24 protein-coding genes are annotated in these 24,203 nt (G+C 49.4%); 14 read left to right on the top strand and 10 right to left on the bottom strand.

Annotated features, from left to right (window positions below):
- Window positions 1-8: 8 nt before the first annotated feature.
- Window positions 9-602 carry an imidazoleglycerol-phosphate dehydratase HisB gene (gene hisB, locus AAGC78_RS13640; protein WP_151033578.1) on the bottom strand — a complete coding sequence of 198 codons (594 nt, stop codon included), beginning with the start codon at window positions 600-602 and terminating at the stop codon, window positions 9-11.
- 223 nt (window positions 603-825) lie between these two features.
- Here hisB and AAGC78_RS13635 point away from each other — a divergent pair, with 223 nt between their 5' ends.
- Window positions 826-1,476 (top strand): hypothetical protein, encoded by a 651-nt coding sequence (locus tag AAGC78_RS13635; protein WP_435784639.1) that lies wholly within the window; start codon window positions 826-828, stop codon window positions 1,474-1,476.
- A gap of 215 nt (window positions 1,477-1,691) precedes the next feature.
- A complete protein-coding gene (locus tag AAGC78_RS13630) occupies window positions 1,692-2,357 on the top strand; it encodes a hypothetical protein (protein WP_435784638.1) in 666 nt (221 codons plus the stop codon).
- A 101-nt stretch (window positions 2,358-2,458) separates the two neighbouring features.
- On the opposite strand, the gene AAGC78_RS13625 is transcribed toward AAGC78_RS13630, so the two are convergent.
- Window positions 2,459-3,754 (bottom strand): dicarboxylate/amino acid:cation symporter, encoded by a 1,296-nt coding sequence (locus AAGC78_RS13625; RefSeq protein WP_435784637.1) that lies wholly within the window; start codon window positions 3,752-3,754, stop codon window positions 2,459-2,461.
- Window positions 3,755-3,825: 71 nt separating this feature from the next.
- The gene (locus tag AAGC78_RS13620) at window positions 3,826-4,101 is read right to left on the bottom strand and encodes an HU family DNA-binding protein (protein WP_435784642.1); all 276 of its coding nucleotides are present in this window, start codon (window positions 4,099-4,101) and stop codon (window positions 3,826-3,828) included.
- Window positions 4,102-4,293: 192 nt separating this feature from the next.
- On the opposite strand from AAGC78_RS13620, the gene AAGC78_RS13615 reads away from it, so the two are divergent.
- From AAGC78_RS13615 to AAGC78_RS13590, 6 genes are all read left to right on the top strand, one after another.
- Window positions 4,294-4,884, top strand: coding sequence for a chorismate--pyruvate lyase family protein (locus tag AAGC78_RS13615; protein WP_435784636.1), 591 nt, complete (start codon window positions 4,294-4,296; stop codon window positions 4,882-4,884).
- 576 nt (window positions 4,885-5,460) lie between these two features.
- The gene (gene ubiA / locus AAGC78_RS13610) at window positions 5,461-6,279 is read left to right on the top strand and encodes a 4-hydroxybenzoate octaprenyltransferase (RefSeq protein WP_435784641.1); all 819 of its coding nucleotides are present in this window, start codon (window positions 5,461-5,463) and stop codon (window positions 6,277-6,279) included.
- A gap of 128 nt (window positions 6,280-6,407) precedes the next feature.
- A complete protein-coding gene (locus AAGC78_RS13605; RefSeq protein WP_435784635.1) occupies window positions 6,408-7,397 on the top strand; it encodes an alpha/beta fold hydrolase in 990 nt (329 codons plus the stop codon).
- Between the two features lie 173 nt (window positions 7,398-7,570).
- Window positions 7,571-8,269, top strand: a complete 699-nt coding sequence (gene phoB, locus AAGC78_RS13600; protein WP_435784640.1) for a phosphate regulon transcriptional regulator PhoB — start codon at window positions 7,571-7,573, stop codon at window positions 8,267-8,269.
- A gap of 43 nt (window positions 8,270-8,312) precedes the next feature.
- Window positions 8,313-9,596, top strand: a complete 1,284-nt coding sequence (gene phoR / locus AAGC78_RS13595; protein WP_435784634.1) for a phosphate regulon sensor histidine kinase PhoR — start codon at window positions 8,313-8,315, stop codon at window positions 9,594-9,596.
- A gap of 308 nt (window positions 9,597-9,904) precedes the next feature.
- Window positions 9,905-11,062, top strand: a complete 1,158-nt coding sequence (locus AAGC78_RS13590; protein WP_435784633.1) for a lytic polysaccharide monooxygenase — start codon at window positions 9,905-9,907, stop codon at window positions 11,060-11,062.
- 139 nt (window positions 11,063-11,201) lie between these two features.
- Here the strand turns inward: AAGC78_RS13590 and AAGC78_RS13585 are convergent, their stop codons facing one another.
- On the bottom strand, window positions 11,202-12,971 hold the full coding sequence (locus tag AAGC78_RS13585) for an ABC transporter transmembrane domain-containing protein (protein WP_435784632.1): 1,770 nt from the start codon (window positions 12,969-12,971) through the stop codon (window positions 11,202-11,204).
- Between the two features lie 194 nt (window positions 12,972-13,165).
- Window positions 13,166-13,375, bottom strand: a complete 210-nt coding sequence (locus tag AAGC78_RS13580) for a cold-shock protein (RefSeq protein ID WP_133680631.1) — start codon at window positions 13,373-13,375, stop codon at window positions 13,166-13,168.
- 251 nt (window positions 13,376-13,626) lie between these two features.
- On the opposite strand from AAGC78_RS13580, the gene AAGC78_RS13575 reads away from it, so the two are divergent.
- The 5 genes from AAGC78_RS13575 (at window position 13,627) to AAGC78_RS13555 (ending at window position 17,137) form a co-directional block, all read left to right on the top strand.
- On the top strand, window positions 13,627-14,079 hold the full coding sequence (locus AAGC78_RS13575) for a hypothetical protein (protein WP_435784631.1): 453 nt from the start codon (window positions 13,627-13,629) through the stop codon (window positions 14,077-14,079).
- Between the two features lie 93 nt (window positions 14,080-14,172).
- Complete coding sequence (locus tag AAGC78_RS13570; RefSeq protein ID WP_435784630.1) at window positions 14,173-15,399, top strand: Bcr/CflA family multidrug efflux MFS transporter; 1,227 nt, start codon at window positions 14,173-14,175, stop codon at window positions 15,397-15,399.
- Between the two features lie 30 nt (window positions 15,400-15,429).
- Window positions 15,430-15,645 carry a VF530 family DNA-binding protein gene (locus tag AAGC78_RS13565; RefSeq protein ID WP_435784629.1) on the top strand — a complete coding sequence of 72 codons (216 nt, stop codon included), beginning with the start codon at window positions 15,430-15,432 and terminating at the stop codon, window positions 15,643-15,645.
- A gap of 104 nt (window positions 15,646-15,749) precedes the next feature.
- Window positions 15,750-16,580 (top strand): MBL fold metallo-hydrolase, encoded by an 831-nt coding sequence (locus tag AAGC78_RS13560; protein ID WP_435784628.1) that lies wholly within the window; start codon window positions 15,750-15,752, stop codon window positions 16,578-16,580.
- Between the two features lie 221 nt (window positions 16,581-16,801).
- A complete protein-coding gene (locus AAGC78_RS13555) occupies window positions 16,802-17,137 on the top strand; it encodes a hypothetical protein (protein WP_435784627.1) in 336 nt (111 codons plus the stop codon).
- An 87-nt stretch (window positions 17,138-17,224) separates the two neighbouring features.
- On the opposite strand, the gene AAGC78_RS13550 is transcribed toward AAGC78_RS13555, so the two are convergent.
- The 5 genes from AAGC78_RS13550 to AAGC78_RS13530 all read right to left on the bottom strand — a co-directional run bounded on the left by AAGC78_RS13550 (window position 17,225) and on the right by AAGC78_RS13530 (window position 21,763).
- Window positions 17,225-19,039: an ABCB family ABC transporter ATP-binding protein/permease gene (locus AAGC78_RS13550; RefSeq protein ID WP_435784626.1), complete on the bottom strand. Its 1,815-nt coding sequence runs from the start codon at window positions 19,037-19,039 to the stop codon at window positions 17,225-17,227.
- 88 nt (window positions 19,040-19,127) lie between these two features.
- Window positions 19,128-20,459 (bottom strand): ATP-binding protein, encoded by a 1,332-nt coding sequence (locus tag AAGC78_RS13545; protein WP_435784625.1) that lies wholly within the window; start codon window positions 20,457-20,459, stop codon window positions 19,128-19,130.
- Window positions 20,456-21,127, bottom strand: a complete 672-nt coding sequence (locus AAGC78_RS13540) for a response regulator transcription factor (RefSeq protein ID WP_435784624.1) — start codon at window positions 21,125-21,127, stop codon at window positions 20,456-20,458. Before AAGC78_RS13540 ends, AAGC78_RS13545 begins: the two co-directional genes overlap by 4 nt.
- The gene (locus AAGC78_RS13535) at window positions 21,127-21,435 is read right to left on the bottom strand and encodes a PepSY domain-containing protein (protein ID WP_435784623.1); all 309 of its coding nucleotides are present in this window, start codon (window positions 21,433-21,435) and stop codon (window positions 21,127-21,129) included. Before AAGC78_RS13535 ends, AAGC78_RS13540 begins: the two co-directional genes overlap by 1 nt.
- A 19-nt stretch (window positions 21,436-21,454) precedes the next feature.
- Window positions 21,455-21,763, bottom strand: coding sequence for a PepSY domain-containing protein (locus tag AAGC78_RS13530; protein ID WP_435784622.1), 309 nt, complete (start codon window positions 21,761-21,763; stop codon window positions 21,455-21,457).
- A gap of 271 nt (window positions 21,764-22,034) precedes the next feature.
- On the opposite strand from AAGC78_RS13530, the gene AAGC78_RS13525 reads away from it, so the two are divergent.
- Window positions 22,035-24,002: an alpha/beta hydrolase family protein gene (locus tag AAGC78_RS13525; RefSeq protein ID WP_435784621.1), complete on the top strand. Its 1,968-nt coding sequence runs from the start codon at window positions 22,035-22,037 to the stop codon at window positions 24,000-24,002.
- The last annotated feature ends 201 nt before the right edge of the window (window positions 24,003-24,203 follow it).

The raw sequence follows: 24,203 nt of genomic DNA, 5'->3' as shown, positions 1-24,203 counted from the left end.
GTCATAAATCAGAGGCTACCTTTGGTGGACGGCATAATGCCTTCCATACGCGGATCTTTTTCCAGCGCCATACGCAGGGCACGGCCGAAGGCTTTGAATACGGTTTCGATCTGGTGATGCGCGTTGTGGCCGCGCAGGTTATCCACGTGCAGGGTCACGCCCGCGTGGTTGACGAAACCCTGGAAAAATTCCCAGAACAGTTCCACATCAAATTGGCCGACGCGTTTTTGGGTAAAAGGGATGTCCATCACCAGACCGGGACGGCCGGAAAAATCGATCACTACGCGCGATAGTGCTTCATCGAGCGGCACGTAAGCGTGGCCGTAACGACGGATACCTTTTTTATCGCCCACGGCTTTGGCAATCGCCTGGCCGATGGTGATGCCAATATCTTCCACCGAGTGGTGGTCGTCAATGTGGGTGTCACCATCGCAAGTCACATCCAGATCGATCATGCCGTGGCGGGCGATCTGGTCCATCATGTGCTCCAGAAAGGGCACACCGGTATTGAATACCCCTTTGCCGGCGCCATCCAGATTGAGGCTGACACTGATTTTGGTTTCAAGGGTATTGCGAGTGACTTGGGCTATACGATCTGACATGCAGAACTCCGTCAAACCGGAAAATATCCGGCGCTACTGAATAAAGCGCGAATTATATAGACTTGGGGCGCCGAATTCACGGAATGCCGCGCTATTGGGATGATTGTTAAGTTTCCGTACAGATTGCCGCGCTCAAAATCCAACCAACTTGCGATGGAAATCGCGCAGCCTCGCCCGATTCCCCGCCGTCTTTCACCTTAATCTCACCCTAGATGGACCCACCATGACCAACACCCTGTTAGCCCTGTCACGCACCAGTTTGTTTGCAGCGACGGTATTCACGACGACGGTATTCACCGCATCTGCCTTTGCCGCACCTTCGAACAACAATCCCAACAATCTCGATTACACCGGCTGGAGCTTTTCAGGGCATGTGGATCACATCACTATCGATTCCAAGGCCGCAGCCGAACAGTGGATCGAAGATACTGCAACCGCAGTAGGTGGCTCGGCGGAATACTATTCCAGCAAAACGGAAAACACCCTCGTGCTTGGTGCCAGCTTTTTATTTTATCGCGATAACGCCGAATTCGCCCAATACGTGGAAGATTATTGGGGCGATGTGGATTACAGCGAATCAGACGCCAACGCCTTTATGTTGTTTGCCGAGTACGGCCCGAAATACCGTTTCGGTCAGGACAACATGACCTTTGTCACCGTTCGCGGTGGCGTGAGTGGAATTATCGGTTCGGAACGCAGCATCAGTGGCTGCCGCAATTGTTATTCAGAAGATATTGATATTAAAGGCGGAGCTTACGGTGTGTTGGGAATTGGCCAGACACTTGGCAGTTTGGATTTAAGTTTACAGTTCCAACAATATTTTAGCGGCGATCTCGACAACAGCCTGCGTTTGAAAATATCTGGCGCGTTTTAAGCATGATAAATGTCGGTTTACTGCTAAGGCCTGAGCATAAAAAAATACCATCAGGCCGATTTCGTCAGTTGCTCAGGTTTTTATAAAAAGTTGGTATTAAGAGTGGCTTGCGTTTGCGTGGTCATGGTTTACTTTTAAAGCGCGACTAAACAAAGTCAGCAACAGCATGCGGGACCGCTAATGTGATTACCTATAACTATTACCAGAGAAACAGTTTGACCGACCCCCTTAACCCTATACGGCAACTAATCCGGCAAGCACAAGAACAAGATTGTGCAAGCGGAAAATTGTTAGAATTTGTGGAGTGCCGCAAAAACCATTTGCATGCAGCCATCAAATTGCCGGAGCAACAGGCCGCAAAAGGGTTGGCCGATTTTGTCGTGCGCTACATAAAACACGTGCCGGATTTTATCGATGCGATTCGCAGCATGGCGATAGAAGCGGGCATTTATGACGATGTCGAACCGCTATTAAAAATTGCGAGCGATTATTTTTTATCGCCGCCATCGATTGTCGATCCGCACAGCCAATTGGAAGCTTTGCTCGACGAAGCCTATCTTGCGCATCGTCTACTTGAAGAAGTAAATGATCGCTTTATGGCGAAAAGTGGAATTCCACTTGCGCCTATGGATATGACTGTCGCCAACGTAATTGCCCATGAATTAATTGGCGAGCCATTTGCGAATGAGCTGGATCAGGCAGTGTTATTTTCAGCTGAACTATTACTCAACGAACACGGTTTTGAAGGCAGTAATTTTAGCGATTACATCAACGCCCACAAAGATCGCGGCTGGGCAGAAGAGTTAGAGCGTTGGCCATGTCTGGTTGACGATCTGGCGATCAGTGTTGAATTTGATACAGACAACAACACTCGTCATTGATACTGCTTTTTAGCGGTTTTAATCGCAAATAAAAAGGCGAGTTGTGCAATCACAATTCGCCTTTTTTACATTTCACTATCAGGTACACATCACTTAACAAACTATGCTTTTTCGTTTTCTACATTGAGCGAAGGATTATTGTAGCGCTCGATATCGAGCATTTTTTCGCTCTTGGCGACTATCACTGCCACCACCGCATCACCGGCGACATTCACGCCGGTGCGGATCATATCCAGCAGACGGTCAACACCAATAATCAATGCAATACCTTCCACCGGCAAACCAACCGATTGCAATACCATAGTCAAGGTAACCAAACCGACACCGGGTACACCAGCGGTGCCAATTGAGGCGAGGGTTGCAGTGAGCACCACCATTAAATAACCGGCGATGCCGATATCAATTCCATAAGCCTGCGCGATAAATACAGTCGCCACACCCTGCATGATGGCGGTGCCATCCATGTTCACTGTTGCACCGAGTGGAATGGAAAAACTGGCGACTTTATTGTCCACCCCCAAGTCGTGCTCAACCGTGCGCAAAGTGATCGGAATAGTGGCGTTGCTTGATGCAGTACTGAAGGCAAACAGCATCACTTTTTGCATTTTTTTGAAGAAGATGATCGGATTCAAACCCGACAGAATTTTGATCAGCGCACCGTACACACCGATACCGTGCAAAAACAACACAAACACTACAGTGAAAAAATATTTCGCCAGATCGATAATTACACCAACACCGAGCGTTGAAAATAATTTCGCCAGTAAACAAAACACACCATAGGGTGCGAGCTGCATTAGCATCATCACCATTTTAATAATCACATCGTTGAGATTATTAAAAAATGTCATCAAATTTGCGGAAGCTTCACCGCCGGTGCGCGAGATGGCGATGCCAAATAAAATCGAAAAAATAATGATCTGCAACATATTGGTTTCCACCATAGATTGCAGCGGGTTGCTCGGCACAATATCGATGAGCGTTTGTTTAATGGAAGGAATTTCCGGCGCAGTGAAATTGCTGCTGGTAGGAATATTTACTTCGGCACCCGGCTGGATAAATACCGCGCAGGCAATCGATAAGGCCACCGCAAAAGAAGTGCAGCAAATATATAAACCGAGGGTCTTGCCAGCGAGTGCGCCCATGCGGCTTTGGCCACCTAAAGCTGCTGCGCCGCACACCAGCGACACAAAAACCAAAGGCACTACCAATAATTTAAGCGAGGAAATAAAAATCTGGCCGACGATATCAAACAGGCCATCAATCAAATAGGTTTTTACCACCAAGCCAACGCCTTGCGTGGGTGGTGAGTGGGCGCCGCCAAGCAATAAATTGAACACTATCCCGACAATCACCCCCAGCACCATGCCGAGCAGAATTTTGTTGGTCAGAGACATAGGCGGAACCTCTTGGAATTATTGTGTGTTCTGGCGAGTGCGGCAGTTGCCTGCCGCATCAGGGGTAGCCGTTATTCGTTAACGGCGTCTTTGAGGGCTTTGCCCGCTTTGAAAGTGACGGTTTTGCTGGCGGCGATCTGGATAGTTGCGCCAGTTTGTGGATTGCGGCCTTCACGCGCTGCACGCGCGCTCACATTGAAAGTACCAAAGCCGAGCAGGGCGACAGATTCACCGCGATTCAGCGCATTGGTGATTTGCTCGATAAAGGCCGAGACCACCAGGTCAGCCTTGTTAACCCCCAGGTCGGTGTTGTTCGCCAGTGCTACAACGATATCGGTCTTGTGCATCATTTTCTCCTTAGTTATATCAATTGACACTGGAGTGTACCTTCAATAATCCATTTACGGCAGACTTGCAGTGGCTTTTTCCTCCGCCAATTCCATCCCCGCCCCGGCGCAAGCTGGTAAACTGCCGCCCGATTCATCCCGATATGCACATCCGCTGCCATATCCTTGCCGCACAGAAACAGGAGTCAGGTTTTGCCCAAGGCTGTGAGTTACCGTCCATCCGCACCGGCCTGGCAGCCATTGCGATCCCTTGCCCGACACCAGCGCCCCAGCCCGGCAATGCAAGATTGGCTGCAACACAGCGGCTCACTGACTGCCCGCTTGATTGATGCAAGCGAGGGCCAATTCCATGTGGAGATAGTGCGGCAATTTATCGGCGTGCCGGAATTGAACGAACGCAAAGCGCTGGGGATGAAACGCCCGTCGCTGGCGCTGATCCGCGAAGTGATGCTGTGCGGCCACAACCAACCTTGGGTGTTTGCGCGCAGTTTGTTACCACTCTCCAGCCTGACCGGTGGCCTGCGTCATCTGCGTAAACAAACCACTCGCCCGCTGGGTGCATTTTTGTTTAGTCAGCCACAGTTGACGCGCAGCGCCATTGCGGTGGCGCGGATTAGCCGCGATCATGCCTATATGCCCGACCACCTGATTGGTGATGATCGCCTCTGGGGACGGCGCTCGGTGTTCTATCTGCAGCAAAAGCCGCTCTTGGTCAGCGAAGTTTTTTTGCCTGCATTTGTCGCCCGGCTTGATGGTAAACCCGGTTCTAATAACCTCCAATAACACGGCGTTTTGTCCATGACGACTCCCGAAGACGTGAAGCCCGAGAGCTTAAAATCAGATAGCGCACCCGCTACAGCTGCGCCCAAAAAGCCCACCGCTAAAAAAAGTGCGGCAGCAGCGGCGAGCGCGATAGTCGCGTCTGCGGCGCAAAAAGCCAGCGCATCCAGCAAAACTGCGGCAAAAAAAGTGGCTAAACCGGCGGTGGATGCGAGCGGATCAGATAAACCCGCCCCCAAGAAAAAGGCTCCGGCAAAAGCGGCGGTAAAACCCAAGACTGATGAAACCCCATCAACAGAACCTAAGCCAGCGACCAAACCCAAAGCGAAAGCGGCTCCGAAAGCAAAACCGGTATCACCTGCAGCAACAGCACCAACACAAAACGAATCGGTAGTGGCACCGCTGCCTGAGCAAGCCGAGCCAGTAACACCAGCGGCAGAAGAGAAATCTGGCGCACCGGATTGGGCTAACGTCCACGCGGCCAAAATCATCAAGCGTGCTGCGGCGAAGTCCTCGGGAAAAAGCCAAAATTCCATCGATTTTCGCCAAAAAGCTATCAACTACTGGCGTTTGACGCGCATGGATCGCCCTATCGGCACACTGCTATTGCTCTGGCCAACACTCTGGGCGCTGTGGATTGCGGCCAAAGGTGTGCCCGGCATCAAGAACCTGGTGATTTTTGTGTTGGGCGTGATAGTGATGCGCGCGGCTGGCTGTGTGATCAATGACTTCGCCGACCGCAAGATCGACGGCAAAGTACTGCGCACCAAAAATCGCCCGCTTGCGACTGGCGCGGTTTCCAGCCGCGAGGCGATAGGATTGTTTATCGTCCTCTGCCTGATTGCCTTCACCTTGGTACTGTTTACCGATCCACTCACCATCAAATTGTCGGTTGGCGGTTTACTGCTGGCCTTCAGTTATCCCTTTATGAAACGCCACACCCATCTGCCGCAAGTGGTGCTGGGCGCCGCTTTTGCCTGGGGGACTCCCATGGCCTACGCGGCCGAGGCGGGCGAGTTGAACCAGCATATGTGGCTGATTTATGTCGCCGTCATACTCTGGACAGTGGCTTACGATACCTTTTACGCGATGGTAGACCGCGATGACGATTTGAAGATCGGGGTGAAATCCACCGCGATTCTGTTTGGCGAACAAGACCGCGTCATCACCGGCATCCTGCAATTCCTCACCCTCTATACCTTGTATCTGGTTGGCAGGCGCTTTGAGCTGGGGACTGCTTTTTACCTCGGCCTCGCGGTCGCTGCAGGTTTATTTATCTACCAACAATGGCTGATCCGTTTCCGCGTACGCGAAGCCTGCTTCAAAGCCTTCCTCAATAATAACTGGGTGGGCGTGGCGATATTTGCGGGTATCTCGGTGGATTTCGCCTTGCGCTAACTGCATTTGGGGCGGCGCTGCTGAGCGTAGCGCTGCCCCGCCATTCACTCAGTACCAACCTTCAAATAGAACTTTTAACCTTCATAATGCTCCCAAAGCTGATTTCCCTTTCCCGCCAAGGACATTTTATGAAGTACTGTCTCGCGTTATTAATGTTCGTTTGTGGTTCAAGTATCGCCGCCCAACCAGCGGTGTATGGGCCGCGCCTTGAAGGTTTTGAATATCCCTATCCGGTAAAAACCTTCCAATTCACCTCCCAACAACAAGCGTTGGAAATGGTGTACATGGATGTAAAACCGGCAAAGCCCAACGGCCGAACGCTGGTATTAATGCACGGCAAAAACTTCTGCGCCGCAACCTGGGTGAAAACGATCGATGCGCTGGTGAAAGCGGGCTATCGCGTAGTCGCGCCCGACCAAATCGGTTTCTGCAAATCCAGCAAACCTGCCCATTACCAGTTCAGCTTCCAACAACTCGCCAGCAATACCCGCGCGTTGCTCGCCTCCATAGGCGCTGAAAAAGTCACAGTGATGGGCCACTCCATGGGCGGCATGTTGGCAACCCGATTTGCACTGATGTACCCGGAACAAACCGAACAGTTAGTGATGGTAAATCCCATCGGCCTGGAAGATTGGAAAGCGATGGGGGTTCCCTATCGCAGTGTTGATGACTGGTATGCGCGCGAACTAAACACCTCTGCTGAAGGCATACGTAAATATCAGCTGAACACCTATTACGCCGGTGAATGGCGCGCGGAGTTCGACCAATGGGTGGAGATGCAAGCGGGGATGTTCCGCGGCAAAGGCAAGGAGATAGTCGCGTGGAATTCCGCCCTGACCGCCGACATGATCATGAGCCAACCGGTGGTGTACGAATTCCCGCAGCTGAAAATGCCGGTGCTGTTGTTGATCGGCGAGTTGGATAACACCGCCCTCGGTAAAGATGCTGCACCGCCAGCACTACAAAAAACCTTGGGCAATTATCGCGAACTGGGGCCAAAAACGGCCAAGGCGATTCCGCGCGCGACACTGGTGAACTTTGCCGACCTCGGCCACTCGCCGCAAATCCAAGCACCGGATCGCTTTCACGCGGCGCTGTTAAAAGGACTGGCACAGTAAAATCCGGCGGCTTAACACCCGCGCGGCTATCCTCAATAACAGGCGAAAGGTTTTACAGTGCGGGTAAATTTTTCGCCTGTCATAAATGTGTAACACTGAACTTATTTAATAAGCTGCAACAATAGCTTCATAAATCCATGAAGCGCCCCGTGGTTTTTTCAGGCAGAACTTATATGACTGGTCGCAAAATCCTTATCGTCGACGATGAATCCGCAATCCGCGATATGCTGCGTGTAGCACTCGAAATGGCTGAGTATCAAGTCATGGAGGCCAGCAATGCCCAGGACGCGCACAGTATTATTATCGATGAAAAGCCCGACCTGATCCTGCTCGACTGGATGATGCCCGGCACCAGCGGCATTGAATTGGCGCGCCGTTTGAAGCGCGATGAAGTCACCGCCGGCACCCCGATCATCATGCTCACCGCCAAAGGCGAAGAAGACAACAAGATCCAGGGTCTTGAAGTGGGCGCCGACGATTACATCACCAAACCTTTCTCCCCCCGCGAATTGGTTGCGCGCTTAAAAGCGGTATTGCGCCGCGCCGATCCGCAAATCAACTCCGCACCTATTCAAGTCCAGGGCCTTTGCCTTGACCCCGCCAGCCACCGCGTCACTATCAATGACCAGTCGGTGGATATGGGGCCGACCGAATATCGCCTGCTGGAGTTTTTCCTCACCCACCAGGAAAGAGCCTATACTCGCAGCCAATTGCTCGACCACGTGTGGGGCGGCAATGTGTACGTGGAAGAACGCACGGTGGACGTCCATATCCGCCGCCTGCGCAAAGCACTGACCGTTGACGGCCACGAGGATTTGATCCAAACCGTACGCGGCACCGGCTACCGTTTTTCCACCCGTATTGAAGCCTGATTACTGGCTAACCCCACGGGTTTAAAACTGCGAGGCTCCTCCGTTGTTAAAAGGTTTCAGCACTGAACTCCAGCGCATTCTGGTTATTCTGGCGATTTCCAGCGTAATCGGGTTTTTCAGCGACCATTATTCACTGTGGATGTTGATTGGCTGTGCGGGCTATATCGTCTGGATGCTGTGGCAAATGCGCCGCCTCAACCAGTGGCTGCTGCGGCAAGAGACCGACCATCCGCCCGAGGCCAGCGGTATCTGGGGTCAGATTTTCGATAACATCTATTACCTGCAACGCAATCAGCGCGCCGAAAAAGACAATCTGCAAGCGGTGATTAAACGTATCCAGGAGATCAGCTCGGCTTTAAAAGATGGCTTGGTGATCCTCGACGCGCGCGGCCATCTGGATTTCTGGAACCCGGCAGCTCATCGCATGCTCGCCCTGAACACCAAAGACCAAGGGCAATCGGTAATCAACTTTATCCGTCATCCCAAGTTCGTCAGTTATTTTGAGGAAGGCAATTACGAGGAGCCGCTGGAGCTGCCCTCACCGCGCTTCCCGTCCAAACACCTGCAATTCCAGATCACCACTTTCGGCAAGCGCGAGCGGTTAATCGTAGTGCGCGATGTGACCCAGCTGCACAATCTGGAAAAGATGCGCCAGGACTTCGTCGCCAACGTCTCCCACGAATTGCGCACGCCCTTAACCGTAATCAACGGCTATGTGGAAACCCTCGCCGACAACAATACGACCCCGAGCTGGAACAAGCCCCTGCAACAAATGCTGCAGCAGGCCAAGCGCATGTCGCTGCTGATTAACGATCTACTGGTGCTCTCCAAACTGGAAACGACCGAAGCTGGCCACAATCACAAACCGATCAATATCGAGCTGCTATTAACAGTAGTAAAGAGCGAAGCCGAGGTACTGAGCAAAGACAAAGCCCAGGAATTGACCCTGGCATGCGAAAACACCACCAAACCCCTGCTGTTTTCCGGCAATGAAAAAGAGCTGCACAGCGCTTTTTCCAATCTGGTCACCAACGCCATCAAATACACGCCTGACAATGGTGTCGTAAACGTGCGCTTCTGGCAGGATCAAAAACATTTCTATGTAGCGGTAAGCGATAACGGCCCCGGCATCGAAGCGCAACATCTTCCGCGCCTGACCGAACGCTTTTATCGGGTCGATGCCAGCCGCAATAGCGGCACCGGTGGAACCGGTTTAGGTTTGGCAATCGTCAAACACGTGCTTATGCGTCACGACGCCGAATTAAAAATTACCAGTGAGGTCGGCAAGGGCAGCACTTTTTTATGCGTGTTCCAGCTGCCACATTAAAGTGGGGCGCGCTTTCGCCAAATTCATCACACTTTTTTTAACCAAAATAAAAATCGAACTTTTTATTTCGTTTTCCCTTAGAAAATCTTCTAAAAATCAAACCTGCTTCGCAAACTATTACCCTCCAAACTGAAAGTCGGACTCGCAAAAACAACGTTGTCATTTTAGACTCACTCCCCATGGAATGATCCTGGTGCCAAGCCAGATCACCTTGCTTGCATGGATAACAAGCCTCATCCCAAAGCGGTTTACTGAATAATTAGTCAGCCGCATGTTGTTAATAAATCTAATATGTTCGGAGATGAAAAGTGAAAAAGACAATCAAAGCTTGCGGAATTTCCGCAGTAGTAATTGGCTCAATGTTGGTTGCTAGCCAAGCGTTTGCACACGGTTATGTATCTTCACCAAAAAGCCGTGCTTTTTTCTGTACCAGTGCACAAGGTGGCGCCAGCTCACCTGCGTGTGTTGCTGCTTCTGCAGCCGGTAACGCCAGCCAATATGAACCACAATCTATCGGTATTGGCGGTGTGAACGACAATCACCAAAGCGTAATTCCCGATGGCAAGCTGTGTGGCGCCAACATGACCAGCAACAACGGCCTTAACCTGGCTCGTAACGACTGGAATGCAACCACTGTAACTGCTGGTCCTTTGGCTTTTGTATGGACTAACACTGCAGCACACAAAACTTCTTACTTCCGTTACTACATCACCAAAGAAGGCTTCAACCCAGGTGCTGCGCCATTGAAGTGGTCTGATCTGGAACAAATCCATCAGTCAGCACCAGCTGACCAAGAAGCAGTTGCTACTCACATTGTTAACCTGCCACCACGTACTGGTCGCCACATTGTGTACAGCATCTGGCAACGTGACGCATTGAGAGATGCTCCAGAAGGTTTCTATCAATGTATTGACGTTGTTTACGGCAATACCTCAAATAGCTCTGTTGCTACATCTTCTTCAGTAAGATCCAGCTCATCTTCAGTAGCAACTTCTTCAAGTGTTTCTAACAACACTTGTGCTGGTTTGCCAACCTGGAATGCGAGCACCGCTTACACCGCTCCACAACAAGTACAACACAACAGCAGACGTTACTCTGCTAACTACTGGACCCAAGGTAATGACCCAGCATTGACTAACGGTCAATACAACTACTGGTTGGATCTGGGTGCATGTACTGGTGGCACTACTTCATCAACTCCATCAAGCGTAGCGCCAAGTTCATCAAGCAAGTCAAGCACTCCAGCTGTTAGCAGCTCAAGTGTTGCTTCTTCAGTATCTACTGGTAACTGCACCTCTCCTGCTTACGTAAACGGTGCTACTTACGCAGCTGGCGCTAAAGTAGTTAATGCTGGCAGCGAGTATCAATGTACTGTAGGCGGCTGGTGTACTGTTGGTGGTCCATACGCTCCAGGCACTGGCTGGGCATGGACTAACGCATGGAACCTGGTTCGTTCTTGCAACTAAGTTCAGCGTTTAAAGTTCTGCAAAGTTAAACCGGGTTCCCCTGCAAGTTAATCCGGTTTAACACGCAATAAAAAACGGCAACCTTGTGGTTGCCGTTTTTTATTTCTACTGTGTTTTTCTACGATTAGAAGCTCTGCGCTCAAGCTTCCAACTGAAATTGCAAACGCGCTAATTGGCGATACAACTCACTGCCTTCCAATAATTCTGTATGAGTGCCACTGGCGACAACCTTGCCTTGCTGCAATACCAAAATCCGATCGGCATTCACTACTGTTGATAATCGATGCGCAATCATAATTGTGGTGCGATTTTGCATCAGTACTTCAAGCGCCTGCTGCACCACTTGCTCGCTATTTGAATCCAATGCGCTAGTGGCTTCATCCAATAATAAAATCGGGCGATCCGCGAGAATCGCGCGTGCAATCGCAATACGCTGTTTCTGTCCGCCCGACAAACGCACGCCGCGCTCACCGAGATAAGCATCCAAACCATCCGGTAACTGCTCAATGAATTCCAACGCAAAGGCTGCTTTGCAGGCAGCGATAACATCTTCATCACTCGCATCGGGGCGCGCGTAACGCACGTTGTCACGCACACTTGCAGCAAAGATCACCGGGTCTTGCGGCACCAATGCAATTCGCTCACGCACTTGCTGGATATCCGCATTTTTCAGATCGACACCATCCAATAAAATTTCACCGGCGAGCGGATCATAGAATCGCTGCAGCAATTGAAACACCGTGGTTTTTCCCGCACCGGAAGGGCCGACCAACGCAATTTTTTCGCCCGGTTTTATTTGCAAATTGAATCCGTCGAATACCGGTGCATCAATGCGTGATGGATAAGCAAATTGCACATTGCGCATTTCCACTTGCCCACGCGCTGGCACCGGCAAAATTTGGGGATTTTCACTCAAAGGCAACGCCGACGGTGTTGCAAGCAGTTCAACCAATCGTTCGGTTGCACCTGCTGCGCGCTGTAAATCACCAATCACTTCCGAGATAGTTCCCATCGCCCCGGCAACCACCACCGCATAAAAAATAAAAGCGGAAAGTTCACCACCAGTCAGGGTCCCCTGCAACACATAATGGCCGCCAACCCACAACACCAGAGCAATTGCACTGAACACCAGAGTGATTACTGCCGCAACCAAAAGTGCGCGCTGGCGAATGCGTTTTACACCGGTCATAAAAGTACTTTCAACGCGCTGATTGAATGCATCTGTCGAAGCGTATTCATGGCCGTAAGCTTGTACGGTGCGAATTTCGTGGATTACCTCATCGGTATAAGCGCCAACATCCGCCACGCTATCCTGACTCGCGCGCGCAAGTTTGCGCAGACGCCGACCAAACACAATGATCGGCACCAGCACAAACGGAATCGCCAGCAATACCAGCGCCATCAATTTCAAACTGGTGATCGCCAGCATCACCAAACCGCCAATCAACAAGAGCGCATTGCGTAGCGCCATAGACACACTGGAGCCAATCACCGTCTCCAACTGGGTAGTGTCATTGGTCAAACGCGAGAGCACATCGCCAGTGCGATTTTGCTCAAAGAAAAACGGCGAGAGCGTGAGTAGATGAGAGAACACACGACGGCGCAAATCCGCAGTGATCCGCTCGCCCAACCAGGACACCAGATAAAACCGGCAGTAAGTCGCCACCGACATCACCAGGATCACTCCCAACAGCCCCAGCAGCGCGTAATTCAGCAATTGCGGGCTGCCCGCAATAAAGCCCTTATCGATAACCTGCTTGAGCCCTTGGCCGATCAGCAGCACAGTGGCCGCGGCCACAATCAATGCGCAGAGCGCGAGCAGAATCCGCCCACGGTAAGGACGCAGCAGATCCAGCAGTATCTGGTGACGCGAGAGTGGCGCAACAGGTGAGGAGGTAGAAACAGGCATAACAATTCCCGACGAGGTTAAACAGCATCAAGGAACAATTGGGGAGGGACAATCAAATACAAGGGCAGGTGGTGGAGTAGTGACCTTTGTCAGCCGAGCACTAAACAACAGGCAATAAAAAAGGCGAAATCCGTAGATTTCGCCTTTTTAGCTGTTACATCAGCGACCTTGGCCGCTAATAAACTATCTAATAATTAGATAGCTTGGATGTTTTCAGCTTGTGGGCCTTTTTGGCCTTGGGTCACGGTGAAGCTAACTTTTTGGCCTTCAGCCAAAGTTTTGAAGCCTGAACCAGCGATAGCGCTGAAGTGAGCGAAAACGTCTGGACCAGATTCTTGCTCGATGAAACCAAAACCTTTAGCTTCGTTGAACCATTTAACAGTACCAGTAGTAGTTTTAGACATAGTGTTACCTATTAATACAAAAGTAAGTTTACCCCAAGGGGCGTTTGTGCTGGAAATGTGAAAATTACTTATGTAAACAGGACGAAATACTATACTGGAACTTCGAAATGTGGTGCATAAATATTAGACGTACTTTCAAGCTGGAACTCAGTTTACACGCCTTTATATCAATGTCAATCGCCCGGGTTTGCTAAAGCGACCCCGTCCGCGCGTATAATTATCGCCTCATCTTATTGCTCCCGGAATCCTCCATGTTATTGATGCGCCACGCTTTATTATTTATCTCACTAATATTCAGCCTGGCTGCACTACCCGGTCACGCCCAAACCGGAGGCTTTACTCTGGAAGACTGGCCCAAGACGCAGGCATCGCTCAAACCAATTTATGTAAAAGCGATCATGGAGCAAGCCGGCATACACAAGGTCAGCTTCAATAAAACGCCTGACTTTTACGTTGGCGAGTTGGATAAGTTTTTCGCCTTTGCGCAAGAAAAAAATTATCGTCCTTATCTGAAAACCTCTGTTGCACAAAATCTGGCAACGATCGCCGTGGTTAATTGCGATTGGAATAACGGCGTACCCCATTGGGAATTCGCGCAAAAATATTTGGGTGATATCCAACTAGAACTTTTAAAGCCACTTTATGGCGATGCTATAACCAAACTGCAAAATAATTGTGATCAACCGATTGCCGCTCCGCAATGATCGAAATTCTAGTGTAATCCGTTAAGGCAAAACCCATCGTTTAATGCAGCCGGGTCACGTAGCATAAACACCACTCTGCAATGCGACTGACCCATGACTAAAGAATCCCATCCCTATTTAATTGTGCTACTCGCGGCGGTAATCGCTGTTACACCGCTGGCAGTGGATATGTATTTACCGGCGATGCCCGCTATTGCGCATGATCTCGATGCGCATATCGGCAGCGTGCAGCAATCGCTCAGCATTTTTCTCGCGGCCTATGCCGCTGGCATGCTGCTGTTTGGTCCACTCGCCGATTCACTCGGGCGCAGGCCGCTGGCAATTTTCGGTCTCACCGGCTTTACCCTCTGCAGCATTCTGCTCGCGTTTGTCGATGACATCAGCCACTTTTTAGTATTGCGTGCACTGCAAGCTTTTTGTGGCGCGGCCGCAACCGTGGTGGTGCCCGGAATCGTACGGCACTTGTATCAAGAGCACACAGCGAAAGGCATGTCCTATTTATCGATGATCATGATGCTCGCACCTTTGCTCGCGCCGAGTATCGGCAGCGCGATTTTGTTGGTGAGTGATTGGCGCAGCATTTTTATAGTACTGACAATTTACGCTGCATTAATTTTTGCATTGGTGTGGAAATGGTTGCCGGAAATCAGCAAGCCGATTATTAATCCAACTGATGATCCATCGATTGCCGATCAGCCAAAAGCGGCGGGAAATTTTTTCAGCGGCTATAAAGTTGTGTTTTCCAATCCGCTCGCACGCCCGCTGATTACCAGCATGATGTTTGGTTCGTTTTCGTTCTTCTGTTTTATTACTGCCGTCTCGTTTATTTACATTAAATACTTTGGCGTAAGTGAGCAAATGTTCAGCCTGTTGTTTGGCGCAAATGTTATTTGCCTGATGCTCGCCAACTTTATCAACAGTCGTCTGGTAACGCGTTACGGTTCATTGCGTATGCTGCGCGCAGGCCTGTTAGTTGCGGTAATTAGTGCGGTTTTACTCTGTGTATTTAACTTCTTCGGTTTGAATATCTGGTTTAGTGTTTTCAGTATTGCTCCGCTAATGGGCGGGCTTACCTTGATTTCCACCAATACCGATGCACTAATTATTATGAAGTTTCCCCACAACTCGGGTACCGCAACCGCGGTGACAGGTACACTGCGATTTGGTAGCGGCGCTTTCGCCGGGCCATTGCTTGCGTATTTTTATACCGGCACAGCTATGCCGTTTTCGCTGTTGATGTTATCGGGTGTAATCGGTGTGATCGCTTGTCAATTATGGTATGCATTCAATGAGAAAAAATTACATCCTGCTACTGAATAGTTCCATATCGATAACAGAGGAAAATAATCCATGACTGAACAAAAAAATAATCCACTGCATGGCCTTACGTTGGAAACCATTGTCACGCGTCTTGCTGAACACTACGGCTGGGAAGAACTCGGCGAGTTAATTAACATTCGCTGTTTCCAGAGCGACCCGAGTGTAAAATCCAGCTTAAAGTTTTTGCGCAAAACACCTTGGGCGCGCGAAAAAGTAGAACAACTTTATTTGCGCACTTCATTTTAATAGCGCCGACTGTTTACCTCTTTTTGCGCTGCACTTGATACTGGTCAAGTCGCCCTTTGTTAAAACACCTATGCTGGTCGTTTTGCAATCGGGATTCTACCTGCATGAACCAGGCATTAACTACGCGCGACAAAGCCCACTTTTTATACAACAAAGACGGACACCAGTGCATTCAGTTTTCTGATCTGGTGACAGGAGAGGGAATTCAGGCCAACCAGTTTTTAATTATCGATAACGGCCGCGCTGCATTGATCGATCCCGGTGGTGATTTGACTTACACCCCGCTCAATATTGAATTGGGCAAACGCGTTAAAACCAGCCAGCTCGATTATATTTTTGCATCGCACCAGGACCCGGATATTATCGCTTCACTGCCGCGCTGGATGATGTACACCCAATGCCAGGTTGTCACCTCCAAACTCTGGTCGCGATTTCTGCCACACTTGGCTTCGCAATTTATCACCCAGCAACTCAATCACAATCTTGATGAACGCATCATCGCCATGCCCGACAAAGGCGGTTCAATTCGTTTTGGTCGCAGCGAAATTATTGTGTTGCCTGCACACTTTCTTCACTCGGTTGGCAATTTTCATTTTTACGATCCGGTGAGCAAAATTTTATTCAGCGGCGATATGGGCGCATCGCTGATTGAGGATCACGCCGAACAACCGGTTACTGATTTTGATGCGCACATTCCTCATATGCACGGCTTCCATCAGCGCTATATGGCGAGCAACAAAGCCTGTCGTTTATGGGCAAGTATGGTTCGCGAAATGGATGTTGAAATGATTGTGCCCCAGCATGGTAGTCCATTTGTCGGGCAGGAAATGGTGCAGCGTTTTCTCGATTGGATTAGCGGACTGGCCTGCGGAATCGACCTGATGAACCAAACACATTTTGATGCGCGCAAAGCCGGTTACGGCAAGCACAGCTAGCCAGCGCACAGACTATCGATAAAAACTGCACAAAAAGGGGCAATCAAACACCCGACTGCACCTTTTTGGCTCCGTTTTGCGGGATTAATTCTTTAATCGTTATGCCGTTGGGTATAGACTCTGCCATGCAGCTATAACAAGCATCACAAGCTGTATAGCTGGCAACCATACTGCTTGCTGTTTAGGCAATCTATTCACACATCAATCATAAGGATTACACAATGAAAATCATCCACACACTGGCAACGTTATTGGTAGCTGCAGGTCTGTTGACTGCTTGTGCTAAAGAAGAGCCACAAACTACCACTGAAGCAGTAAAAGAAGCAGCTGTTGAAGCAAAAGATGCTGCAGCAGAAAAGTTGGAACAAGCAGGTGACACCTTGCAAGAAGCAGCAAACGATGTTGGCGATGCCGCTGCTGAATTGAAAGCCGATGCAGCTGATACTGCAGAAGCAACTGGCGAAGCGATTCAAGAAGGCGCTGCTGATGCAGCTGCAACTATCGAGAACGCTGCTGAAACTGCACAAGAAAAAGTAGAAGAAGCAACCAAGAACTAAGATGTTGTTAACCGGGCCGAATTACTGGCCCGGTTATATCCCGTTAAAAAAATTATCTCTTACGATCTATTTACAGCTGACACGCGTTTATTCCCCTTCCTGTAATTGCATCGCCCACATCTGCGCGTATTTACCCTGTTGTGCTAATAACTCTGTGTGCGTTCCCTGTTCGACAACGGCGCCGGCATCCAGCACGATAATCTGGTCAGCATCCACTACCGTTGATAAGCGATGTGCAATAACCAAAGTCGTATGACCACTCGCCACTTCACGCATTGCAGTGAGAATCGCCGCTTCAGAATTGGAGTCCAGTGCGCTGGTCGCTTCATCAAAAATTAAAATTGGCGACCCTTTCAATAACACCCGCGCAATAGCGATGCGCTGTTTTTCACCGCCCGATACTTTTAACCCGCGCTCGCCTACTAAAGTTTTATCGCCTTCTGGCAAGCTGTTAATAAATTGCTCCAGATGCGCCATTTTTATTGCACGATCAATTTGTTCGTCGCTCGCCTGCGGATTGCCGTAGGCGATATTGTCGCGGATGCTGCTATTAAATAGCACCGTATCTTGCGGCACTATGGCGATAGCGCGCCGCAAACTATCAAGCGTTAGCGCACGAATATCCTGTCCGTCAATCTGGATGCTACCGGAATTAATATCGTAGAAACGATAGAGCAAGCGCGACAATGTACTTTTACCTGCACCGGACGATCCGACAATTGCTACCTTGGCTCCTGCGGGAATCTGCAAGTTAAATTGTTTGAGGATAGGGCGCTCGGCATGATAACCAAACTCTACCTGTTGGAATTCAATCGCACCTTTATGGATCTGTAAGGGCTGCGCATCAGCACTGTCAGAAATGGTGGGGTTGCGCTTGAGCAGCGCCAACATATTTTCCAAATCAGTCAGCGAGCGGCGAATTTCGCGATACACAAAACCGAGAAAATTAAGCGGGATAAACAACTGGATCATATAGGCGTTAATCATTGCCAAATCACCCAGCGTCATTTCTTTATCGAGCACACTCTGCGCTGCCATCCACATCATTGCGGTCATTGCCAGTGCAATAATCAATGCCTGGCCCGAGTTGAGCGCGAGCAGCGACATACGATTTTTTAGTTTGGCATTTTCCCAATTGGCGAGAAATTTATCGTAAGTATCAGCTTCGTGTTGTTCATTATTAAAATATTTAACCGTTTCATAATTGAGCAGTGAATCAATCGCACGGGTGCTGGTAGATGAATCTGCCTGATTGGCTTCACGCACAAATTTATTGCGCCACTCTGTGGTGTAAATGGTAAACACCACATAGATAACAACCGCAACCAGAGTTATTACCGCGTACCAGATTGAAAACGCCGCGGCAAAAATTATCGCCACCATAATAATTTCAAACAGGGTGGGAACAATATTGAACATTAGAAAGCGCATCAAAAAACTAATGCCGTTAGTACCGCGCTCTATATCGCGGCTGATACCGCCAGTAGCGCGGTCAAGATGGAACGCCAGTTCAAGGGAATGCAAATGATTGAACACCCGCAATCCAATTTTGCGCATTGCGTGCTCGGTAACACGGCTGAATAATGCATCGCGCACTTCGCCAAAAAATACACTGGCAAACCGCAATGCACCGTAAAACAAAATAAAAAAAGCAGGCAGTGCTAATTCCGGGGCAATGCTGCGGTCAACACCGTCAATAATATGCTTGAGCGCCCAGGGCATTACCAGGGTTGCACCTTTGGCCGCAAGCAACGCCGCTATAGCCAATAGCACCCGGCCTTTAAAATCCCACAAGTAAGGTAATAAATAAGCCATGCTCTGGCGCAAATTCATTTTCGCACTGGTCGTGCGCGCTTCATTGTTGGGATGAACAGATAGGCCGGAGGTATGCATGCCACGCATAGAATATTCTTCTGTGGAAATTGATTGGGAATAGGAGATAGGTGAACCATTAGGACTATGACTAATGATAGACCACGGGAAAGCCGGTTCAGGATTTGGGGGCGGGTAGACGAATTACAACCTGTAGCCCACCGAGTGGGCTGTCGTGCAAACTGAAGTCACCTTTGCAGTGCTCCACAATATCGCGCACGATTCCCAACCCCAGACCGTGGCCCTGGATATGTTCATCAATGCGCGCTCCGCGCGCAACAACTTGCTCGCGCAATTCCGCGGCGATGCCGGGGCCGTCATCATCAATCGTCAGGATAAAATCATTATCACTCTGCGTAATCGTAAGTTGCACATTGTGCAGCGCCCACTTGCTGGCGTTGTCGAGCAGATTACCGAGCAGCTCCAAAATATCTTCGCGATCCCACGGCAGACGTAAATTATCCGGCGCTGACCATTTGATCGATAAATTGCACCCATGAATTTGCGCCAGCGTACTTACTAAATCAGGAAGTTCTGCCGCGCAATCAAAATAGGCGCCGGGCAATGCTTCACCCGCGAGCCGTGCACGCCCCAATTCGCGGCTGATACGCTGCTGCATATGTTCAAGTTGGTTGCGTAAACTCTCACGCAATTCCAGATGGTGATTTAATTCCTGACGATTGGCGAGGCTGAATAAAATTGCGAGCGGAGTTTTTAAGGCGTGACCGAGATTGCCCAACGCATTGCGCGAGCGGGTGAGTGTATCTTCAGTATGCTGTAACAGATGATTGATTTGCTGCACTAATGGCTGCAATTCTTGCGGCACTTTTGCATCCAGGGTTGAACGCTGCCCTTGTTGTAATTGCGCAATTTGTTCGCGTACTTGTTCGAGCGGTTGTAGCGCGCGCGCCACCAGATAACGCTGCAATAATACTAATAAAATTAATGCACCCAAACCCAAACCACCCGCCATCCATTGCACACGGCGGAAGCTCTCCAACATGGGTGTGTAATCTTGCGCAACCACAATCAAAATATTTTTGCCAAAGCGGCGATAATCGGCGCGTACAATTAATAATTGCTGTTCTTGTGGGCCATCGGCTAATTCATCCATCAAACCTGCAACTGCCGGTTCAGGCAATGCAAAATCCCACGACGAACGCGAGCGCCACTGCTGGCCATCCAGATCAATCGCGAAATAATGACCGGAGAAAGGGCGATTGTAAGCGGCGGAAATGCGGCGCTGATCGAGTTCGATATTGTTGGCACCGCGCGCCAGTGCAGCAACTAATAATTCGGTTTCATTGTGCAAATGATTTTCAAGATAGCGGCGCAAACCCTGATCGAACAACCACAAACTCATTTGCGCAAACACCAATCCCACCAAAATCAGTACCGCAATCAAACTGATACTGAGTCGCTGCTGGATTGAGTTAAACAGGCGGCTCATGGATTATCGATACCGAGAAAGCGATAGCCCTGGCCGCGCTTGGTTTCGATAGCCGTTTTACCCAATTTGCTGCGCAGGTGATTGACGTGCACTTCAATAACGTTGGAATCGCGCTCGCTTTCGCCATCGTAAAGATGATCATTCAATTGGCTTTTAGAAATAATTTTTCCGCTGTGCAACATGAAATAACGCAGCAAACTGAATTCTGCTGCGGTTAACTCAATTGCAGTGCCGTTTTTTATCACAACTTGATGCGCTTCATCCAACTGCAATCCGGCAACATCCAATTGCGGTTGGTTAACTTGTCCGTGCGCGCGGCGCAACAGCGCCTGAATGCGCAGTTGTAATTCTTCGGGATGAAATGGTTTAGTGAGGTAATCATCGGCGCCGGCTTTTAAACCATCAATTCGCTCCGCCCAATGATCGCGCGCAGTGAGAATCAACACCGGGCGATTCATGCCGGTTGCGCGCCATTCGCGCAAAATATCCAAACCGGATTTGCCGGGCAAACCCAAATCGAGCAGGATTAAATCATAGGGTTCACTTGCACCTTGATAAAGCGCATCGCGACCATCGGCGAGCCAATCCACGGCGTAACCGGTGCGCTGCAAATCCGCCACCAATTCATCGGCTAGTGCAACATTGTCTTCCACGATTAACAACCGCATTAATCGTCTTCCTCGTCTTTCAATACAGTGCCAGTGTGTGCATCAAATTCGAGTTCACGCACCACTCCATCGCGTGTGGCGAGTTCAACTTCGTAAATATAAATGTCGTCATCTTCTTCCAATTCCACTTCCAGCAGGCTGGCTTGCGGATGACGCTGGGCGACCAACTCCAATAATTTTTCCAACGGAATAATGCGGCCCTGTTCGCGCAGGCGCAGCGCTTCGTCTTGCGATAAGTCACGCGCGCTGACGCCAAGCGTCAACGCGGTGAGACAGACATAAGCGGTAATTCGCAGTAGTAGTCGCATGGGTTTCATCAATTAACGATTAATGATCCTGATGGTTTTTCAAAACTTCGCCGGTAGCTGCATCCAATTCCAGATCCCACTCAACACCTTTGGAATCGATCACTTCCAATTGGTAAATGTAACGGCCCCATTCGTTTTCCAGCTCGGTTTCACGAACAGTGCCGCCGGGATGCTGCTTTAGCGCGATTTCATTCAATTTCTCGAAAGATTGAATGGTACCAGCATCGCGCAATTTAAGCGCCTCATCCGGCCCCAAATCACGCGCTTGCGCACCCAGGGTGAAAGTAACAAGACCAGACAATAACAAGCATTTAGAGATAGTTTTCATGGTAAAGCTCCTGAATCAATGAATAAAAAGTGACTTAACGATGATCAGGCTAACCATGCTTGCTTAAATCAAACTTAATTTAGCACTCCCCCAAATACCTTGCCCTGGATCAGTGGAATGGCGCCTAAAGGCAGCTTATACTTGCATCGTGCAGCTTTGTATTGCTTGTGACAGGAACCCAAATAAGAGCGGATTGCTCATGGAGCCCCATGCCCAAGGATTGAACCTGCCGGATTCACACAATAAATAGCAATAAACAAAGGACACAGAGATGCACATGCCCCCTCTCGCCAGACGCGCTTTAACGGCGCTTACTGCACTGGTTTTAGCTTTTGCCATCGCACCGGTTAATGCTGCCGATGCAGCTTCAAAGCACGTCCCGTTGCCGCTCAGCGTTTTTTACAATGACGCGATGATCGAAGATATCGAATTATCACCCGATGGTACCCATTTGCTGGCATTGAAAAATGTCGGTGGCGATACCGTGGTGATGGTGCTTGAACTTGCTACGGGCAAAACATTTTATCCAACCAAAACCGATAACAAACAATTTAAATTTAATTGGGTGACTTGGGCCAACAACGATCGCCTGTTGATGAGCTTGCGTTTTGATAGCCGCATGCCCAACGGCGTGAAATATATGCAAACACGCTTGCTGGCAACCGATGCAAAAAAACCAGGCAAAATGATTACGCTGGTAAAGCCGGATGAAGATGCAGATGGCTGGGTGAGCCAATACCAGGACAACATTATCAGCTTCCTGCCTGATGATGACGATCACGTATTATTGAGCGTGGATCGCGAGATGCCCTTGCACCAAACTGTTTACAAAGCCAATGTGTACACGGGCAAATTAAAGCGCGTGAAAAAACACTCAACCAGCGTGCGCTCCTGGTATGCCGACCGCTCAGGCAATGTGCGCATCGGTGAACACTATGATGATAAACAACGCAAAGTTACCTACAAAATTTTGGATAACGCGACACAAAAATGGGTAGTGGCTTGGGAATATGTGGTATTCGACGAGCCGGATATTGGCATCGCCGGTTTTGGTAATGATCCAAATGAATTATTTATTTTTGCCGATCATGAAGGTCGCCAAGCGTTGTACAAAGTCGATTTATCCAAACCCGGTTATCCGCGCGAATTAATGCTGAGTGATCCCGATTACGATGTTACCGGCCGTTTGATTTATTCCACCTCCCTGAAACAGGTAGTAGGGCTTTACTACAATGACGGCAATTCCAAAAGTGTGTTCTGGAATAAAGAATTCAAAGCATTTCAGGCTGGATTGGATAAAGCACTGGCTGGCTCGCGCAATTATATTGGTAGCATGAGCGACGATGGACGCAAATACGTCATGTTCAACACCAACAATACCAACCCCGGTACTTATTTTTTCGGTGATCGCGATGAAAAAAGCCTTGTGCCTATTGCATCAACTTATCCGGCGTTAACCAAAGAAGTGTTAGTGGAAAAAGAGTCGCGCACTTACAAAGCCCGCGATGGTTTAGAGTTGGAAGGTTTTTTATCAATTCCAAAAAATTTCAAAAACAAACCAACCGCCACTATCATCCTTCCCCATGGCGGCCCTATGGCTGAAGATGGAAAAGATTTTGATATGTTTTCCACCTATATGGCGAACCGCGGTTACGTGGTGTTCCAACCCAACTTTCGCGGCTCATCAGGCTACGGCCATGATTTTATGATGCAGGCAGTCGGCGGTTACGGATTGGAAATGCAGGACGATTTGGAAGATGCAGTGAAATATCTGGTTGAGCAAAAAATTGCTGATCCGAAAAAGGTCTGCATCGTCGGTGCCAGCTACGGTGGTTATGCAGCGCTAATGGGAGCAACCAAGACTCCGGATTTATTTCAATGTGCAATCAGCTTTGCAGGCATGTCAGACCTGATCAAAATGAATGAATACCGTCGTAACTTCACCAACAAAAATACCGCCCGCAAACAATATGGTGAAGATAAAGCGCAGCTAAAAGAAACTTCACCAGCGCGTATGGCCGAAAAAGTAAAAATCCCAATCCTGCTAATTCATGGTAAGGACGATACCACCGTACCTGTTGTGCAAAGCCGTATCATGGCTGACGCACTGAAAGATGAAGGCAAGGTTTACCAGTATGTAGAGTTGGAGGATGGCACTCACTATCTGGATTATTTGCCGGATCGCCAACAAACGTTTGAAGCCATGGAAAACTTCTTGCAAAAGTATTTACCCATTTAGGCTGATCTTACGAATTAACATCGGTATAAATGCTTGTTAAACAACAGCGCGCCCATCACCCGGCGCGCTTTTTTGTTCCTTCGTCCGTCGCCATCACCGCACAAACTTTCACAACTTCCACTACGGGATGTTTTTATAATCGCGCCCAACAGGGTTGTGCTCCTCTAATACCAGCCGCAACCCACCTTATTTTACCTGCGG

The organism is Cellvibrio sp. (genome assembly GCF_039207905.1).
GTDB lineage: Bacteria > Pseudomonadota > Gammaproteobacteria > Pseudomonadales > Cellvibrionaceae > Cellvibrio.
Note: the sequence above shows the minus strand (reverse complement) of the source record. Positions and strands in the feature narration are given on the sequence as shown.